At 54.3% G+C, this 17,366-nt stretch carries 15 protein-coding genes and 1 pseudogene; 7 read left to right on the plus strand and 9 right to left on the minus strand.

Annotated elements, in window-relative coordinates; genetic code table 11:
• Window positions 1–81: 81 nt before the first annotated feature.
• The 3 genes and pseudogenes from JZ00_RS30085 to JZ00_RS09420 form a co-directional block, all read right to left on the minus strand.
• Window positions 82–186, minus strand: a pseudogene (locus JZ00_RS30085) (carbohydrate porin); the annotation flags it as partial.
• Between the two features lie 108 nt (window positions 187–294).
• Window positions 295–1,197, minus strand: coding sequence for an FRG domain-containing protein (locus JZ00_RS09415; protein WP_039588957.1), 903 nt, complete (start codon window positions 1,195–1,197; stop codon window positions 295–297).
• Between the two features lie 150 nt (window positions 1,198–1,347).
• Window positions 1,348–2,433, minus strand: a complete 1,086-nt coding sequence (locus tag JZ00_RS09420; RefSeq protein ID WP_235433068.1) for a helix-turn-helix transcriptional regulator — start codon at window positions 2,431–2,433, stop codon at window positions 1,348–1,350.
• 88 nt (window positions 2,434–2,521) lie between these two features.
• Between JZ00_RS09420 and JZ00_RS09425 the strand changes: the two genes are divergently transcribed.
• A complete protein-coding gene (locus tag JZ00_RS09425) occupies window positions 2,522–3,400 on the plus strand; it encodes a hypothetical protein (protein WP_152668419.1) in 879 nt (292 codons plus the stop codon).
• Between the two features lie 6 nt (window positions 3,401–3,406).
• On the plus strand, window positions 3,407–3,736 hold the full coding sequence (locus tag JZ00_RS09430; protein ID WP_039588958.1) for a hypothetical protein: 330 nt from the start codon (window positions 3,407–3,409) through the stop codon (window positions 3,734–3,736).
• An 82-nt stretch (window positions 3,737–3,818) separates the two neighbouring features.
• Here the strand turns inward: JZ00_RS09430 and JZ00_RS09435 are convergent, their stop codons facing one another.
• From JZ00_RS09435 to JZ00_RS09465, 6 genes are all read right to left on the minus strand, one after another.
• The gene (locus JZ00_RS09435; RefSeq protein WP_039588959.1) at window positions 3,819–4,232 is read right to left on the minus strand and encodes a helix-turn-helix domain-containing protein; all 414 of its coding nucleotides are present in this window, start codon (window positions 4,230–4,232) and stop codon (window positions 3,819–3,821) included.
• A gap of 122 nt (window positions 4,233–4,354) precedes the next feature.
• Window positions 4,355–5,164: a hypothetical protein gene (locus tag JZ00_RS09440; RefSeq protein ID WP_039588960.1), complete on the minus strand. Its 810-nt coding sequence runs from the start codon at window positions 5,162–5,164 to the stop codon at window positions 4,355–4,357.
• Between the two features lie 103 nt (window positions 5,165–5,267).
• A complete protein-coding gene (locus tag JZ00_RS09445; protein ID WP_039588961.1) occupies window positions 5,268–7,265 on the minus strand; it encodes a DUF3732 domain-containing protein in 1,998 nt (665 codons plus the stop codon).
• Entirely contained in the window at window positions 7,249–7,755 is a 507-nt protein-coding gene (locus tag JZ00_RS09450; RefSeq protein ID WP_039588962.1) for a three component ABC system middle component, read from the minus strand. Before JZ00_RS09450 ends, JZ00_RS09445 begins: the two co-directional genes overlap by 17 nt.
• Window positions 7,752–8,957 (minus strand): ABC-three component system protein, encoded by a 1,206-nt coding sequence (locus tag JZ00_RS09455; RefSeq protein WP_039588964.1) that lies wholly within the window; start codon window positions 8,955–8,957, stop codon window positions 7,752–7,754. The genes JZ00_RS09450 and JZ00_RS09455 overlap by 4 nt, the downstream gene beginning before the upstream one ends.
• 514 nt (window positions 8,958–9,471) lie before the next feature.
• Window positions 9,472–10,026 (minus strand): hypothetical protein, encoded by a 555-nt coding sequence (locus JZ00_RS09465; RefSeq protein ID WP_039588966.1) that lies wholly within the window; start codon window positions 10,024–10,026, stop codon window positions 9,472–9,474.
• Between the two features lie 537 nt (window positions 10,027–10,563).
• Between JZ00_RS09465 and JZ00_RS09470 the strand changes: the two genes are divergently transcribed.
• From JZ00_RS09470 to JZ00_RS09490, 5 genes are all read left to right on the plus strand, one after another.
• On the plus strand, window positions 10,564–11,811 hold the full coding sequence (locus JZ00_RS09470) for a DUF4427 domain-containing protein (RefSeq protein WP_235433069.1): 1,248 nt from the start codon (window positions 10,564–10,566) through the stop codon (window positions 11,809–11,811).
• A 223-nt stretch (window positions 11,812–12,034) separates the two neighbouring features.
• Entirely contained in the window at window positions 12,035–12,607 is a 573-nt protein-coding gene (locus tag JZ00_RS09475; protein ID WP_039588968.1) for a DUF6037 family protein, read from the plus strand.
• 277 nt (window positions 12,608–12,884) lie between these two features.
• Complete coding sequence (locus JZ00_RS09480) at window positions 12,885–14,285, plus strand: serine/threonine protein kinase (RefSeq protein WP_039588969.1); 1,401 nt, start codon at window positions 12,885–12,887, stop codon at window positions 14,283–14,285.
• Between the two features lie 13 nt (window positions 14,286–14,298).
• Window positions 14,299–15,450, plus strand: coding sequence for an ATP-binding domain-containing protein (locus JZ00_RS09485; RefSeq protein ID WP_039588970.1), 1,152 nt, complete (start codon window positions 14,299–14,301; stop codon window positions 15,448–15,450).
• 2 nt (window positions 15,451–15,452) lie between these two features.
• Window positions 15,453–16,925, plus strand: a complete 1,473-nt coding sequence (locus tag JZ00_RS09490) for a beta/alpha barrel domain-containing protein (RefSeq protein WP_039588971.1) — start codon at window positions 15,453–15,455, stop codon at window positions 16,923–16,925.
• The last annotated feature ends 441 nt before the right edge of the window (window positions 16,926–17,366 follow it).

Raw genomic sequence — 17,366 nt, forward strand, 5'->3', positions numbered from 1 at the left:
TGACCCATCGTAGGCAGTAAATTTCAACCATAAAAAAAGGGCAGCAAAGTTGCCCAAAACCCACACCAGAGAGAGCGTTAATCAGAATTTGGTCTGCAGCTTGATGCCAGCGACCAGCGCGTTGTCCACATGATCAGTGCCGCCAGGATGGACGATGTATTGCACGTTCGGGCGAACGGTGAGCCAGGCTGACTGCCATGGAACACTGACTGCCATGGAACACAGCCAATCGTCAAAATGGGCAGGCAGGTATTGCGCCAGATTCTACCAGCAGTACCTAACACAGACTCAGGATCAACGAGCGGATCGTTTGCCTGCCTTTTTGTTTCGTGCGTTGGCGTACGTCAGGTTGGCCGACTTCGCGATGTCTTTGGCGATCGAATCAAGACTGGGATAGATGAAGCCTTCGTTGATGCCTAATTTTGCCAAGCTGGCCAGGATGGCTTTGGTAGACGTGTACGGGATGAAAATTTTTGAGATGAGATCTTGTAAATCGGTGTAGTAGTCAAGTGCTGCGATTTGCGCACCATGAAGTGTGAACGTACCGCTCTGGGCCCGTATTCGGGTTGTCATGTGGGGAGCGGTGATACATACCGGTAGCGTGGTGGTGTCTTTTTCAACGGGATTGAGATATTTGTCCCAGCGTTCTGCGTGTGACGCGATATCAATCGTCTTAGACTGCAAAACCGTTTTCGCATTGATCTTCGTCGGCTCAATGGCAAACACCGCGAAGCCTTCCTCGCTGAAGTTATCTTCCTCAAATCGCTCGCATTCAGCTTCTCCATCGCCTTCGCGTACCTGAGCGCCCTGGGCTGCAAAATACAATGCCACTAGGGCATTGGTAGACCAGTCGAGCAGCCTTGTCGGCAAGCCGTGATGCTGAGCGATGAACATCCACTCGAATTCGTTCGTGGGTTGCTGTTCCAGAAATGGCCTGCCTAGCTGCTTGAAGTCCTGGAGCATTTTTTCCGAGTCCGGGCCGGAGTAGACCCCACCACTGCTGAGTCTTACTGCCGTGTCGTCAATCTCTTCGCCAAGGTGGTCGTGAGACTGATGGATATTTCGCAGTGCTCCAGGTATGAGCCGGTGACTGGCGCTCGATTGCCCTCGGAACCACAGTGAGTTGGGTTCGTCAGGTTTCAAGCTGTCAATGATGCCTACGAATTCTACGAGCGTCCTGGCTGTATAGATTTTCACATTAGCCTCTTGGAATTTTGATTTTTGGTTGTGCCATCCAATGCTACACGAGCAGCTCTGTAGAGCGCTTGACCCGTGTGCATCCAGATGCTTGTGCTGGAAAGCGGTTTGGGGATTTAGACCTGCACTCATCGGGTATCGGGGATGACGCTATGCAGTCTCATTCTCCTCGACATACATGTGGAGTGCCTTCATCAGTGTTTTGCGCATGTGTTCGCGCAGATAGGTAGGCTGCAGCACCTCGATCTCATCAGCGTTACTCATCAGGAACAGACGCAGCCCCTGCGTGTCTTGGACGGAGCACTTCAAGATCGCTCCCGCTTCGGTAGGTTCGATCTTCTGTGTTTCGTTCAGGCGATTTTCTGTGAGCCGGTTCAAGAGATTCGGCCCCAACCCCAGCACGAGATCGATCTCATCCTGGCCGTGGATGGTCATGAGATCTTTCTGGATAGCGAATGAATCGAACCGGTAATTTTTAGGGTCGGGAATGTCCAAGAAGCTAGTGCTTACGCTGACCACGCGATGCAGCATCAGGACACAGGTCATTCCAGGGCCATTGCTGCTGTACTTGCCACGCGAAGTTCCCTCAGGTGGTTCGCCGCTTGGCCATTGTTCTGACTCGACGTAAGCAGAAAGATAGATATTGGAATCCTGGAATGAGAGCGCCAGGGGCTTCAGCAGATAGGTGCATTCCGCGTCCTCGGCATCCCGCGGCTTGTACACCATGGTGAGGCTATGGCCAGCCAATAAAGCGGCTTGAATGATATCCAGGTGGGCCGGGTCGTAGATGCCAGGGAGGAGGGTCATGAATCGCGTGCCGGACGTGATGCGGCCTTGCGCAATCAGGTCTTGCTTCGAGTTCCGAGTGATCACGCCCAAAGCATAGTCACGCAGCTTGACCAGCTGCTTGGCCACAAGCTTGAAGCCGAAGCGCTCAGAATGCTGCAGCATCGCGAGGAGGGTCATCGATTCGGTCGGCGTCAGTACCAGGTCGAGGCTCACATTCCTGTGCAACCTCCATTGAAAGGACTTTTTACCTTTGGGTTTCTCACCGACGACCTGCTCATCTTCGGCCAGGGCTCGCAGATCACGCAAGGTGGTTTTGATGTGAGGGATTTGCTCGGCCCATTCCGTTTGCAAGGCATGCAGTTCCTCGGTCGTGAGCGGAGTTCTTGCACGGCGCAAAATTTTTGTCAGCGTTCTGCGGCGCAAATCTTTTGGCTTTATTTCGCTCACACCAGGTACTCAGGGACAAAAAGTGTCCTTATGGTGCTGCAGTATCGCTTTGCCAGCAACGAATTCTGGACAATACCCTGGAGTGGTTATGAAAACCAAAGTGACCCGTCGCATCTATCCCCCATACAAACAACGCGCAGAAGTTAAAGCCTTCATCGAGTGGCTCGCCCTGCACCTTGGTTCGAATCAGCAGCTCAAGCATGAGTACGTCAACCGGAAAACGGCAAAACGCTGGCAGTTCACTGACCTGTACGATGCTTACCAACAGTACGAATGGCAGCACTCCGGGGTACCGCATTTGAAGGTGAGCGCTGGCACTTGCGCGACTAGCAACACGAATGCATTGAATGCGCTGAGCACTGATCTCAGCTTGGCGAACTGCGATGCCACCATGCTGCGAGGAACGAAAGCTACGATGTTCTGGGGTGGCGTGTCGGCGCACAACAATCAGTGGCTTGAGGCCAATCAGAAAGGCTTGGCCAAGACGATTGCACAGGTCGCACAGGTGCTGCGTATTGGTAATCTCGACAGCCCTCAATTCCAGAATAATCTTCGTTTCAACGCGGGCATGACCAAGGTGTATTCGCTGATCTGCCAGGACTTCATCATCTACGACAGCCGCGTCGCCGCTGCCCTGGGCATGCTTGTTGTCATCTTCTGTGAGGAAAAGGGTATCCATGCTCTTCCTGATGGCCTGCGTTTCCCGTGGGCTCCCGCGAAGGAGGGCGAGAGCGCCGCAGTCCCTAAACGTCGTAATCCAAGCAAGGGCGACGCATTCAAATTCCCGGGCTTGCGACGCGGGCACCATCACGCGATCTGGAACATGCGCGCAAGCTGGATCTTGAGCCAGGCATTGGCCCATCAATCCGCAGCGACCAGCCCTTTCCTCGGCGGTGGTGCAAACGCGCTGCGTCGACTCGAAATGGCGCTCTTCATGATGGGGTACGACCTCGGCATCGCAGCGTGAACAACCATGAGTACGTCGCCTGACATCAAATCATTGATCATCGACCTCATTGGGCATGGCGTGTTGGACGCAACGCTCAGAGCGCTACTCACCGAACAATCGCCGAGTCTGGTCGTGGGTGACATCGAGGAGGCACTTCTGGAGTTGCAGCGTCAGGGTGTGATCATTGGCGCCGGCGGAATGTGGCTACCAGGGCATGCTGAAATCGCGGAGTGTTGCAACCCCGCGATTGTGGAGCAGTTGCTCAACCCGGGGGAGTTCGTGGAGGTCGATGTCGATGAGCTGATTGCGGAGCTCGAAGCCATGCTCGTGAAGGCCCGAAGTGCCAAGAGCTAAACGTGGCTTCTGGAGGATCAAGTGTCGTTGCCTGAGCTCAGAGATGCGCTTTTTCGATGGGTCTAGGGATTTGATCCTTAGGTCACGCTTTCTCTTGCTCAGCGAAGCACAGCTCCGCTTGCGAGTATGGGGCACTAGTCCTTTTTAGGCGGGATAGGATGGCCCGGGTTGGGCGGATATCTGAGACCGAGCTGAGGCCAAGACTCTTGAGCGCACCCATTGCCTCAAGGTCTGCAATGTCGGCTTCGAGGTGATGCAATAGGGTCTTCACGGTATGGCCGCTTTCCACGCTCAACGTGAGTGTGAACAGCGTTAATGGACTGAGCCCCAGCGCCCCATTGATGGCCGTCAGCTTGTCGATGATAGGGCTCGATCGCCCATGCTCCAGTTTCGACATATAAGTCCGACTGGTGGTGTCGGCCATGTGCTTCTGAGTCAGCCCGCGGCTGACGCGCATGGCTTTTAGGGCAGTGGCAAAGCCTGTTTTGAGCGACATAGATGCTCCTGGCCAAAGCGAAGCGAGAAAAGCTTTTCACGCTTGCTTGAAGCGGCGGAAAGCTCTGACATAGAGCATCAGAGCGTATCACGAGTGCCCCAGCAGCTTGAGCCTATGGCGAATTAAAATCGGCATGCGTAAAGCATGTCTTTGGATATTCCTCTGAGCTCTCCAAATTTCAAGTACTGGCTTCGAACCTCTTCAACGAAGTCGAGGCACTTTTTGTTGAGTTGCTCAATCCCCCCTAAATCGCTTTTTAAGCTGCAGAACCATTTGGATGTTGGTTCATACGAAGGGTGGGGGCGGCTCGGATAGAGACTTTTGGTGTGAGGGCACTCATTTTTTTCTGAAGATAAATGGATAAGATCTATTTGCTTGTTGAATTTATTTGCCCTTCTGTAGCTGATTACGAAAAGCGGATCTCCATGTGCGATCGTGTTTCTTATCGTCTTCAGTGTTTCGAAGATGTCCCAAAACTTCAAGGATTTTGGTTTTACATTATTGTTCGTGAGTTCTTGTATTTTGCTGGCTGCTTCAAAGCCATCTGAAAAATTTGTCTGATCTAAGAAATATTGTTTTTGATATTCTTGGTGAGATAGCACATAGGTCAGGCACCAGAAGGTTTTGACGATCATGCTCTCAATTAACGCCACGTGTTTGACGAGAATGAGTTCATTCTGAAGCTTTGCAAGCGACTCGATAGTTTTCAGGGGTTGAGTGCTGCTGAGTCTTTCTATATTTATTTCATGCAAGGCATCCCAGTCTTGCTGGCTGTGCGCCATGCTTTCTCTTTCAGTGAATTTGCTTTCGCTCTCGCTAGCCTGAGTGTTGTACTCCATGAGGTCTCTTTCATGGTTTTTTATTAATGAGGCTATCACATTGCTCAAGCTTTTTAGTTCATTTTTTACATGATTCATGCGCATGAGTGACATACAGGTTCCTTTGCCAAGATGTTCTTTGTTTCACGCTAAAGGCTATTGATTTGATCAACACCTAAGCCAGTTGTGCCCGAGGAACACAACTGGCCACGTGTATTTACGCTAAGTCATTGTGACGGTGGATCCAGTGGGCAGGGATGAGCCCGTCGTCTTTGCTCTGCCACGCCGCTACGGGCACGGTGTCAGCGACTTGGCCCCAGATGTCCGGGCCCGCATGCTCAAGGACGATGATCTGGATGAAATGGCCTGCACGCTTGAGACCTTCAGCCAAGACTTCGAAGATTCGGCGTGTGGCAACGACATCCGCTGGGCGGGCTTGATTCACCGCTTCGAATCCCGCATCCAGTGCGTTGAGGCCACCGGTATTGCTTGGGAAATAGACCTGGCTCGGCTGGTCGATCACGATGAAGCTGAAAGGTGGGAGCTTGCGATTCTCGTCCTTCGACAGGTATTCATGAATGCCGAGGAACGTCGCGATGTGATACCCCATCCAGTTCGCACCACTGCCGATTTCCCAGAGAAAATCCCGCTGGCCGTGGGAGTCGAAGCGAAGCGTGAGCTCTTTCCGATCGAGATAGATCTGAGCGCCAGGCGTTCCGTTCAAGCCGAACTGATCCGCATAGTCCTCGAACATCGGGGCCAGCTGGGCATCCACCTTCCGCTCTTGCTCAGCCATGTCAGTCAGCGACATCTGGAAGTTGTAATGCCGAATCAGGCTTTCCAGCTCGGTCATGCGCTTCTTCAGACCGTCGTCCGCTTCAGAGCCATCCAGTTGTTTGATCAGCCGGCTGATCTCACCCGCCACATAGTAAATCTGGCCAATGGCAGTACGGGTGCGCTCATCCTCTTGGATCAAGCGACCCTGCTCTCGCATCAAACGAGACAGCTCACGCTCCTCCTTGGCACGTTGCCGTTTCAGCGTAGCCAGTTGCTTGTCGACGACGGGGTTGTCCTTGAGCGCGTCCGAAATCCGGGTGACCTTGTTGACCTTCTCTTCCAAGTTCTCGATCACCATAGGCAAGGCGTTGGTGAACGAGCCGCAGGCCACGCAGTGCCCACCATCAGTGACGCTCTGCTTGAGCCAGTCGAGCCCAATGACATGGGACTTCTCAGTATCAATCGCCGCGACGAATCGCTTGCTGTTACGCGCCAGGTGGTCGAAGCCATCGATCTGGGCATCAAATTCGTCAACAATACGTTGTTGCTTACCGACTTCCTCGATGACCACCTTTAGCTTTTCTGAGATATGCAGTCGTTGAGGTTCCAGGAGTGTCTGCTCCAGCCGCCCTTCATGGGTCGCGATGACGACCTTTTTGAGCAGTTCGATTTTCTGAGCACCTTGGGTATTGGTGCGCTCAAGCAAGCCCAGCTGAATGCAGCGATCAAACAGTTGGTCGACGTCAGCGTAGTGGCTCGCCTTGGCCGCATCGTGGACTGCAAGCTGCTTGCGCAGCCGATCTTGCTCGCGCTGCGCTTCATCCCGACGCCGCTCATTCATTATGTAGTTTGCATCCACCATACCGAGCGCGTAGGGCATAGCTCGCGTCAGGCGCTCCTTGTGAGCAAACGAGTCGGTTTTGAAGAACAGGGTGTTGGGGTTTGCCACGATGTGCTGAGGCAGGAAGTTGAACGCCGCCATGTCGCGATAGGAACTGCGGCGGTCGAAGCCCGACGGCTCTTCCTCATCGGAGTGGGGGAGGTCACTGACCCGAACCATGCCGTCGAAGGCGGCTTTGTACTGCCCCAAGGAGTGGGTACGGTAAACGGAGTTCGGGATCTGTTCATCATCGACCTCCAGCATGCAAAGCTCGTTAGAGCCTTGGGAGCTTCCCGGAGTGCGTCGCGCGACGATGTAGGTCGTATCGAGAAGGCGGATCTTCATCCCGAACCAATCGACTGTGTCGCGGATGATGCCGATTGGAATCTGACACTTGGTCGCGCCCAGCACGTAGTCAATGATGTGCACAATTGACGACTTGCCGGTGCCGCTCAGCCCGTAAATGATGTTGATCTTCCCGTCTTGAAAGGGAATGACTCGTGGTTCCAAGCCAGGGCAGCGAGGCCAGAGGATGACTGCGTCAATCGTGAATTTCATTGGGAATCCCAAACAAGAGCTTGTACAGATTTTCTGTCGTGTCGGTGGCAAACCACTTCGCGAGTTTCTCAGTGGTCTGCAGCATGGCCGCGGGGATGGTGTTCTTGATGCCTCGTGGCCAACGATCGACCAGGACTTGGAAGCTGGTCTCACTTCCCTTGGAGCCGATCTTTCCAACCAAACGCGAAGAGACGGCGAGATTGAGCCCTTGCAGGGTGGTGGCCGCATGGGCGGACACCCTTCGCTGCAGATCAATTTTCAATACCGGGGTTTCCCTCAGCACTGCACCCAGGGTGGAGCGGCTGGTGCGCTTGCTCAACGCGTCGCGTGAGCGCTGATTCCACACCAGCGGCAGCACCAACATCAGTTTCGGTAGATCCGGGGTTTGTCCAAGCCCTGCCTCTTGGTATTCACCTATGAAGTGCGTCAGGACAAAGCAGGCCAATGACGAGTTGTGGATCAATTGATGATCCATATACGCCTCGCTCATGACTCTTCCTCTGGGTTCGGCGCGTCACGGTGCCAATGGATGGGCGAATGCGTTCCATCGGCGTTGGCCATCCGGTGGTAGGTGCCGCTGAACAGGTACTGAGCCGTCGAGTGCACCCGTCCAACCTTCATGGGAAAGGTTTCTGGAAACAAGGTTTTGGTCATCACAGATCTGTAATCAGCCGTGCCGTAGTCATCCAGCGACGTCATGTTGTCCAACTGGTGGCGGTCGTTGATCGCCTCCCAGCGATCACTGAGCACACGCTCCGCCACATCAAAGTCCTTGGCCAGAACTCCACCTGATTCCAGAAGGCGGATGCGCTCAGAATAGGCGCCACAGTAGAAGCCAAATTGCTTCATCAGCAGGTTTTCCGGCATGTTGATTTTGGTGAGCTGCTCCACGAACAGCATGTCCGCGGGGTCGATCTTCTCGGCCCACTCTGCGAACTCGGTTTTCTCGAAGGGCAGAGGTTCCCAAGGGCCATTCATGAACGCTTCAACGAGCGCTTGACGCTTGTTGTAGTAAGGCTGAGCGGTCGTCCAGAAAGGCTTTCGGGCTACCCAGGTCTCTTGGCAATGGTCGAACAGGAAACCGACCAGACCATGGTAGATGTCCTCAGCATTCGCTACCGCATCCTCGGGGAGGTGGAGGGACGCGATCACCCGCTGCTTCATCTGAGCATTGAGCTGGCCGTCCTCAATGGACATGTGCTCGATCAGAAATGCCAAGTCGGCGTCCGAGTACGCGATGACATCCCGAGCGATCTCGCCAGGCTTGCCTGTCATTCCGGCGGCATGCGTTCGAAGCGCAACGACCGCGTCTGCCACATCTTGCTTTGAAAGGGCGTCAGAGAGCCGCATGGCCAGCGTGCCTTTCTTAAGCACGCGGTTCGTGACGAGGAGGAATTGCAACTCCTCATGCTCCTTCCGGGCAGCCGCTAACCCGTTCAACCAGATGCGGAGTGTCTTCCACAGGTTTTTACTGCTGTCTTGCAGTGGGTTTTTGCGAGGCTGAACAGAGAGCTTCGCTTGTTCTGACACACGCCGAGAGCCTGTCGCTGTCTGGCTGATCTCTTCAACATCATCAGCCGTTTCAATGCCAAACCTAGTCTGCGCATTGGGTGCCGTGAAGATACGGTACAGCGCGCGTTCATACTGGTAGCCATACCCCGCTGCGCTGGGGCTAGCATCTGGATCTTTCATCCTTCTATCTCTCAGTCCATACCCGTGTAACGGCGGGGCCGTGCCCCCATTCCTCTTTCCATGGCGCAACGGGTTACGGAATGTACCGGCGAAGATGTCATTTGGCCATAACTTTGAGGATTCTCGATGGGCGGATGTGACACGGAATGACCCCATCGGCAACGGAATTCCGTTCACCCAGACCTACCAGCATTCCGTCTCGGATGTGACCGGTGTGGTGTTGTTTCTGGTGGTTACTTACCCCGTCAGTCATCAGTTGGGATTGGAAAGACTTCACGGTCAGGAAAAATCCCAGCTCCAGCTCCAGCTCCAGCGCGAGGGGGAGGGGGAGGGGGAGGGGGAGGGTGACGCAGGGAGGCCCTCTTCTCATCGGATTGGCACTTCTAGAAACGGTTCGGCTTGATCCCAGTACGCTTGTACATCGAGCAGTGCCGATCACGGATTGGAGATGACATGTGGCTACGATGGCCTTTCGCTCAATTGATAGCCACTTGAAGGAGGACATATGAGCCATCTAAAAAGGTAACTCGTCGTCAAATGTTCCGAAATCGTTCTCTGGGCCCGCTTCAGGGCGAGGATTGGAAACTACCGAATCGGAATGGTTGTCCGGTTGCCACCTGTTGAGGTAATGCAGCCTGTCTCCCTTGAACTCCCCAATGCCAAGACCGTGACTGCAGATAATGTAGTCAGCGTAAATCGCGAAGTCATTATTGCGAAGGTCTATATCGCGAAGCTGAGTTTCGGAGATAAAGCTAGCAATCGATACATCTCCCCACGCCTTACGCGCGATTTCGCTCCAGGTTTGCTCGAAGCGGATTTGCGCGTTTTTGCTGATCGAACTGTCGTAAAGGATATTCAGGGTGCCTTCCGTTACGCTCAGTAGTTTGACGGGAGACAGTACACCTTGAATCAATCCTTTTTCTATCATACCGATAATGTGGACGTCGATGCGGTCGTTCCATAATACAGCAAGATTTTGAATGAATACCCTGGGCTCAGGAGCGAGGTTTACGTTGAAGCAGTGAGTCGCACTGAGCACAGTGTAAGCACCTTCAGAATAATCATTCATGGGTTCTTCATGGACGATGTGGAGAACTTTTGAGTGGTTCATGGCTGCTTCGCGTAGAGGCTGACTGTATTGCTCACTGAAGTACAGGGTTGATACGCTGTCAAGATAGGAGGGTAAAGTTGTCCTGTGGGTGTTGTTGATGGGTTTTAAATATTGATAGTTTCGCAATTGATGACGAAATTAAGTTGATGGTTCAATATAAGGGCAAAGCTATTTTCTGGCTGGTAAAGTATGGTGAAGGGATTGTTCGCTGAAATCAGTAGGTTGCTGCAGGGTGTGGTCATTGAAGGTTTGATTGGACGGTGGTGGTGGGCATTTTATTCTTGCGGGTCGGACGGGAAGGTGGTGGGAGCGCGCAGGTGTATTTATTGAAGGCAGTATAATAATCGCTTAAGTCGATGTTATTAGGTGTCTCCAAAAGTTTAGTGAGATGCTTGCGTGGTTTTGAGAGTGTGCCTATGGTTCTTAGTTAAGTGTTAGCTGAATAGTAGGGTGTGAGCTTGAAGGTCGTCATATAGCATCAGCGGGGATTTCAAAATGCCAATGAAGAAAAAAGATGGTCGTTCGGTGCCTCGTATGGCTCATTACTTTCGTGCGGTCAATCTTCTCGACGTGTCGCGCCCGGAGTTCATCCCTAAATCATTCCCTTCCTATTGCCAGTTTGATGATGAAGAGTGGTCGGGTGGGCTTCTGCTCAGGATTGCCCTGCGTATGCACCATCTTTGGCCCACGTACGGGGTTCGCGAGGGCATGAGAACCATCCAGGGCGAGCATCCCGCTGTGTGTTTCACGGCATTCAGCCTGGTTGACCTCATCGCAGTGCGTGATGGCTTTACCCCGCAGAATGCCGCGGTCACTCAGTACGCCATCACGTTCCCTATAACGACTGCGTTGAAGGGTGGTATTCAGCCGGTCGTCCGATGGTCGAACGGCCAGGCTAACCTGCTGGACGGGTCTTCAGTTGTTGGAATGTCGCAAGACGATGCCGACAACCAGTACCGCTACGTCAGTAATCAAACGACTCCACCCGGTCAGCCCACTACGCACCCTGAATGGCGGTGGCGGTATCCCAGGAACTACCGCCGCAACATCAAGAAGATCGAGGCGAACGGTTTTGAGGACAACGTCATCCCTGGCCTGAAGATTACCCAGAAAAAATGGTCTGGCCTGGGCATCGTAGTGTCTGATATGCCGACGGCCCGCAAGCTTCAGTACGACGTCCTGACCTTGATTGATCAGGGGCTGGTATCAGAAGCACAGTTCGATCACATCCTCGTCTGCGACCAGTTGCCGGCAACCCTGGAGGGGCTGGACGAGCAAGCGCTGCACGCGGCTTTCTCCAATGCATGCTTTGACTTCAAATCCTGTAGGGCTGTCCCGACGTTCAAGGCAGGTCTGGCGGCGATGGATTTCTCCACCCGCCTTATTGTGCTTGAGGGCTCGACCGCAAGGGCACCTCAACACGAGCGAGGAGGCTGCTGGCTGTGGTTCGAGGACAACAGCCACCCGTATGTCAGGAAATTGGTGCAGGCTGGCCGTGTCAAACCGAACAACAAGGGGCGCTATCTCGCCTCGCTGGACGAACTGGACACGAAGCGGGATCTGCGTGAGCGTCAAGAAATCGTGTTGGCTTTATCCGAGCAACTGCGTGAGAAATACGGCGTCCAGAGCAGCTATTTCAGTGTGAAGTATTCGTATTCCCCCGACGATGATCCAGCCTACGCTGGCAGGATCTGGGGTGGGGGATACTTCATCACGGCAACGATGGATGAAGATAACGAGTGAGCAGGGCCGGGACTGTCAGGGCTGTTTCATCTAGCGATGTCGCAGGTCGGTAGAGGGGCAGGAGATGGGTACGCGGTCAACGGGATTCGTGGCATGGGGCCGCGACCCTCCACCCAACCTGACCTTGCACGGTTTTCCTTCTGCGCTCTATGCTAGCGCGACATACGGCAGTAAACGTGGAGCGCGGTCATGGAAGACAGAGAGCATTGGAGGGCAGGGCTGGATGGAAATGACGTCTCTCAGGCTGCTGCACCGCAGCATGATTTCAATCGGAAGTGATATGCAGCAGTTTCTCGTGACGACCGGGGCTGCCAGCTTTGATTGCCTCTTTTCGACACGTGATACACCCTTCGTGCTGACCCTGACCGCACGCGGCGAAGTCAGGGGATTCTTCCGCTTCGACGTTCTGGCCGGCTACAAGATCAAAGACTACCTGGGTGACATGTATGGCGACCTCCTCGCCGTGCTGCGCTCGGACGGGACAAGTGGGCAGCGCCTGATCCCCAAGGAGTTTTTGGCCCAGCTCAACGACGCGATTCCTACTACCGCAACTGAGCGGGCGGCCCCCAAACCATCAGAAATCGTGCGACTGCGGCCCGACATCGTTGAAGAACGGGACAAACCCTTCTTCAACGCCTGGATGTACTGGTCAGCCGAAAGCGGTCGTAAGCCCAGCCCGGAGAATCGCCACAAAACCCTTATGCTGCTAGGCCCCGACGCGGCAAAGCACAGCCAGGAGCGCAACGCGTCATCAAAGTGGAGTGCTTCCGATACAGGTGGGGTCTGGAAACCCTAATCGCTGCCCTATCTCTTGTCCCTGTTTGTTGTCCCTGTTTGTTGTCACGCTGTTGGTCGATTTGATCATTTATTGAGACTGGCTTCGATGGGCTGGATGGCAGAAATGACAAGGCCGGCTGCAGGATCAGGCAAGGCTGTATTCGCCGACGGTGTGTGATTTTCCATGAGGATATTGACTCTGACGTGGGCTTGGCTCAACGTCGCACTCAGCTAGCGGCATCGGGCCGTCATACGATTTCCGCTGTAATTGCAGGATGCGAACAGGGGTAGCCAGAGTGGACAATATTCAGGCCCAGATGATGCGTGATGAGCTTCAGGGGCAGTTGGTCGGTGGGTGGCTCATCGATGGATTTCTGGGCAATGGCAAGTCTGCTGTGGTCTTGCCCGCAAGCAAAGACGGCGAGCATGGCGCCATCAAGGTCTTCCACCGGGAATTGGTGGAGCGGTATGGCAAGGAAATGCAGTACGAACGGATTCTTCGCGAGCGCAGCCTAGTCGGCGCCCATCACGAAAACCTAGTGAAGATTCTGGACGGCGGAGAGTGCCTGTCCAGCGGCTATTTGTACGTCGTGATGGAGCGGCTGCCGTACAAAAACCTGCACGACCGCATCGTTGATATCCCGCTGGCCGCAGTGCCCGGGATCATTTCCCAGATCGCTTCCGCAGCCCATTACCTTGAGGATCGGCACCTCGCCCACCGGGACATCAAGCCCGAGAACATCGTGATTTCGGATGACTTCTCCAAGGCCATCCTGCTCGACCTCGGTGTACTGTTGCCTATCGGTGCGGCGAGCTTCACTGACGTCGACCAGCGCCAGTTTATCGGCACGCTGCGCTACAGCTCACCTGAGTTTCTGTTCCGCGAAGAGGAAAACACCATCGAGGGATGGCGGGCTGTCACGTTCTATCAGCTCGGGGCAGTGCTCCATGATCTGCTGATGAAAAAGGTGCTGTTCGCTGAATTCACCGATCCGTTCCCGCGGCTCGTCGAGGCGGTTAAAAGCGAGAAGCCTCATATCGTGTCTGAGGATTATCGGTGTGTGCAGCTTGCCAACCGATGCCTGACCAAACTGGCTTCAACCAGGCTGGAACTGGTGAAGTGGGCTGATTTCAATTTCGATGAGCCCTCGGTAAGCCCCGCAGTCGTGGCCCGAGAGCGTGTCCTTCAACGTCAACAGTACCAGCGTCAGGCGATTGGGCCCCAGCAGCCCGCTGCCCTGGCGGCCTCACAGATCAAGCGCATGCTTGAGGATGCATGCAACCAGTTTGAGACGCGGCTGGCAGCCTTCTTCAATGGGACAGGCATGTTCCCGCTGCGGATGACGCATACCTCCAGCGACCCTGTGCAGAAAAAGTTCCAGATCTACATCCAGTTCGAGCGGGATGACGACCTGGGGCTGCCTTGCAGCATGAGTGTCCTGATCGATGTTGAATTGCTTGATGCCAATGCGGGCGATCCGGTCTTCCGGGCCACCACGGCCAGCGCCCTCGCACCTTTGCCCATCAGCACCATTACCTCGGAACCTGATAAATCCTACGCAGGGGATCTGCCGGCACTGCTGGATGGATCGTTCCTTGAGGTCGTCCTCCTGGGCTACCTCGATGCTGCCTATAACGCCATTGATCAAGGTGTCGAACTGATACCTGATGTGGGTTTCCGTCTGATCTGCAATTGACAAGGATTTCGCAATGCCCTCTACCTGGTGGCGTGATGCAAGTGAGCTGGTGAAAGAACAGTCAGACCTGCTGGATATCGACCCTGATCAGCGTCTGCTCATCAGTGGCCCGCCAGGCAGTGGCAAAACCAATCTGCTGCTGCTGCGGGCCAATCAGCTGTACCTTGGTGCCCATCCCAACCTCTATGTGGTGGTGTTCGGCTCGTTGCTGAAGTCGTTCATCCAGATGGGGGGCACTCAGTACAAGTTTCCATCCGAAAACGTCGTAACTCATGCCAGCCTGTTCAACATGATCCTGCGGCGGGAGGGTATTGAGGTGAACGACGCAGCGCTGGGTTTGATGGAGGCTCGTCAGCATCGAGCAAACCATTTGGAAGACCTGATCAATGCCGGGAAGATCGGCGCTCAATTCGATGCCTTGCTGCTGGACGAGGCCCAGGACTATACGCCGCAGGAAATCCGTATTTTCTCGCAGCTCACACACGTCCTCGTCGCGACCGCGGACGTCCGGCAAAAAATCTATGACGTGGCGGACTGCTCCGCTGTTCTGGCGAATGCGATCGGTCAGGAGTACAAGCTCAAGTACCACTTCCGCAACGGCCACGACATTTGCAAGGTTGCCGATGGGATCTACAAGGGATACCCCGTCTACGAGCCCATGCTGCCGACCTCTAACTACCGCGAGGCTGACTACCCCTCCGAGGCCCTGCCCAAATACCCTCTGCAGTTCCCTGACCAAATCGCTGAAATGATCGCTCAGGTACGCCGGCAACGTGTGGCTTACCCAGAAGACCTGATCGGCATCCTCACGCCTCGGAACGAAGAGTTGGACGTGATTGAGGCGGAGCTCAATCGCGCCGGATTAGGGGCTTATTGCACCCGGGCGAATGCTTCCAACCGGTTTGATTACACCCGTCCCATCTGGCTGTCGACGCTCGCGGCAGCAAAAGGCCTGGAGTTCCGCGCAGTTCATATTCTGGGCATCGGCCATCTGCAGCGTATGCCGAAAGTCGCGATGCGGCTGATTTTTACAGGGGTGACGCGAGCGAAGACCGCGTTGACCTTGTATTGGCATCGCACCGCGCCTGGCTACCTGAAATCAGCCTGCCTTCCGTTGGAGGCGCCGAAGCCGGCTCCAGAACGCAATCAAATATTTGGGATTTGACCATGTGGCATATCAAGCTATCTAAGCGGGACTTCTTGGAATTCTGGATCAGCGGGGGCAGGAGCACGCCCGCGAAGGTCTCTCGTTTTCAAAGCAGCGGCCAGGTGGAGACTGATGATCTCATTCGGGCGTTCTGGATGGATGAGCCTTCCGACGCGTCCCCGTTCCCGAACTGCATCGTCGGGTCGGAAGAGCAGCTGGCCAGCGTAGTTACGGCTATCAACTCCTCCCCATCAGCGACAACTCCGGTCTCGGCATTCTCCCGGTTGATTTCCACCCGAGACTTCAATGAGTACTCCCGATCAAAGTCGATGAATTTTACCGGGCTGCTGAATGCGGCAATCGTAGCCTTGGTTATGGCGGAAGCTGTTTGGCATTCGGAAGGGAAAGTCGGACTGCGTCAGGTTAGTTTTGCTGCCTGTAAACGAACACTGTCATATGCGTTCGGGCGTGCACTGGCGGGGCAACTGGGCGGCGACGGTTTAGAGAGATTGCCTCAGCGCTGGCTGGAAGTTTATTCGATTCTTAATCCCAATGTGTCGTCGTCTCAATTGCGGGACACCTTGTCGGCATTGACCAGCGCCTTGAGAACCTTCGCGTCAATTTCTTGGGGTTTGTCTCCAAATAGCGAAGCGACTGAACTGGCATTTGCGATACATCGAGGTGATCGTGAGGCGCTTCGTTTGTTCTGGTCTAAATACAGTCGCACCTTAGCTCCCGGTATAGAGCTTGATGCCTTGCAGGCTTCTACACGGGAAAATCGTGCCAATTACCTGCAGGCTGCGCTTTATGCCTTTTCGGGGAATGAGCCGGGGGTTTTGGAGAGTGGGCATGGAATTCTAGAAAGTGGTCGTGGGATATCAGGAAGCGGTCATGGAATGTCGGCCAGTGCTCACGGAATATCGAGTAGAGGGAGCGAAGTGGATGCTGCCGTCTGCGCGTTTATCGCCACTCAAATCGCGCCCGGCTCCTTAGAGCACCTAGAGCTGCTGAGACAATCTGGGAATCCTGCATTGGTTTTCTGGTACGCCCTTTATGCAGCGCTACAAGCTCCCAGCGATATTCTTTCATCTCAGTCGGGGCTGGGGTTCAAGATCTACCGGGGTGTGGCCTCAGTGGAAGATCTACTGTCTCCACCGTCTGCGGATATCTCGTATGAGGAGATCAAGATACTTGAGCGCACAGGGCTTGATGGCTTAGTCAGAAACTTCGGTCATCAAAACGAGGTGGTTGTCGAGCTGGTTCCAGGTGTCTCTTCCAGTTTCTCGTATGGCTCAAGACAGTCGCGCGGTTCTAAGTCTGATCCTTACTCCTACTCAGCTGCCTCTTGGGAAGCCAGCCAGAATGAGATCAAGCGGCTAGGAGCTGTGTATAGATCGAAGATCGATCAGGCATCCAGTGTTCTTGCTCAGTTGTCTAGAGAGCTTGCCGAGCTTGATGAGCCTTACAAGCGCGGAACCAAAAGAAAGCTATAACTGGTTGGTTTGTGGTTTGTGGTTTGGGTGCGTTGGGAAGGGAGGGGCTGGATGAGTAACTCTGGGTTCAGTCATATGTCTGGATTGAGATCTGGTCGCTCCACTTCCTGTGTGTTATCTATCTGATTGATTAGCTAGTGGTTTAACTTAGGATGGGCTCAGGAGCACTCCCCATCAAGGTCTCACTGCTTCACATCAAGAACTGGATCAAGAGCATAGCCCGGAGCAAAGCAGTCAAAGCCTGGTGGGCTTTGACACTGACTGTGGTCTGTCTGGACAAAAACTGAATTTGGCCTCCAATGGCTGCACTTCCACGCTTTAGGCTTGATCGTTGCGCGACTTACGCTGCAGATTAACCCGATCCTCATCTCGATCGTGATGGCAGTCGCATTTGGCTGCACGACGCTCATGAGGCTGGTCAATTTATAGGTTAAGTGGGAT

It is taken from the genome of Pseudomonas frederiksbergensis, assembly GCF_000802155.2.
Taxonomy (GTDB): Bacteria; Pseudomonadota; Gammaproteobacteria; order Pseudomonadales; family Pseudomonadaceae; genus Aquipseudomonas; species Aquipseudomonas frederiksbergensis_A.

What these genes read in the sequence shown, in the direction of transcription:
- JZ00_RS09475 (WP_039588968.1), top strand. Translation starts at nt 12,035, where the DNA reads ATGGAAATGACGTCTCTCAGGCTGCTGCACCGCAGCATGATTTCAATC.
- JZ00_RS09425 (WP_152668419.1), top strand. Translation starts at nt 2,522, where the DNA reads ATGAAAACCAAAGTGACCCGTCGCATCTATCCCCCATACAAACAACGC.
- JZ00_RS09435 (WP_039588959.1), bottom strand. Translation starts at nt 4,232, where the DNA reads ATGTCGCTCAAAACAGGCTTTGCCACTGCCCTAAAAGCCATGCGCGTC.
- JZ00_RS09465 (WP_039588966.1), bottom strand. Translation starts at nt 10,026, where the DNA reads ATGAATGATTATTCTGAAGGTGCTTACACTGTGCTCAGTGCGACTCAC.
- JZ00_RS09450 (WP_039588962.1), bottom strand. Translation starts at nt 7,755, where the DNA reads ATGAGCGAGGCGTATATGGATCATCAATTGATCCACAACTCGTCATTG.
- JZ00_RS09430 (WP_039588958.1), top strand. Translation starts at nt 3,407, where the DNA reads ATGAGTACGTCGCCTGACATCAAATCATTGATCATCGACCTCATTGGG.
- JZ00_RS09490 (WP_039588971.1), top strand. Translation starts at nt 15,453, where the DNA reads ATGTGGCATATCAAGCTATCTAAGCGGGACTTCTTGGAATTCTGGATC.
- JZ00_RS09485 (WP_039588970.1), top strand. Translation starts at nt 14,299, where the DNA reads ATGCCCTCTACCTGGTGGCGTGATGCAAGTGAGCTGGTGAAAGAACAG.
- JZ00_RS09440 (WP_039588960.1), bottom strand. Translation starts at nt 5,164, where the DNA reads ATGTCACTCATGCGCATGAATCATGTAAAAAATGAACTAAAAAGCTTG.
- JZ00_RS09445 (WP_039588961.1), bottom strand. Translation starts at nt 7,265, where the DNA reads ATGAAATTCACGATTGACGCAGTCATCCTCTGGCCTCGCTGCCCTGGC.
- JZ00_RS09455 (WP_039588964.1), bottom strand. Translation starts at nt 8,957, where the DNA reads ATGAAAGATCCAGATGCTAGCCCCAGCGCAGCGGGGTATGGCTACCAG.
- JZ00_RS09470 (WP_235433069.1), top strand. Translation starts at nt 10,564, where the DNA reads ATGCCAATGAAGAAAAAAGATGGTCGTTCGGTGCCTCGTATGGCTCAT.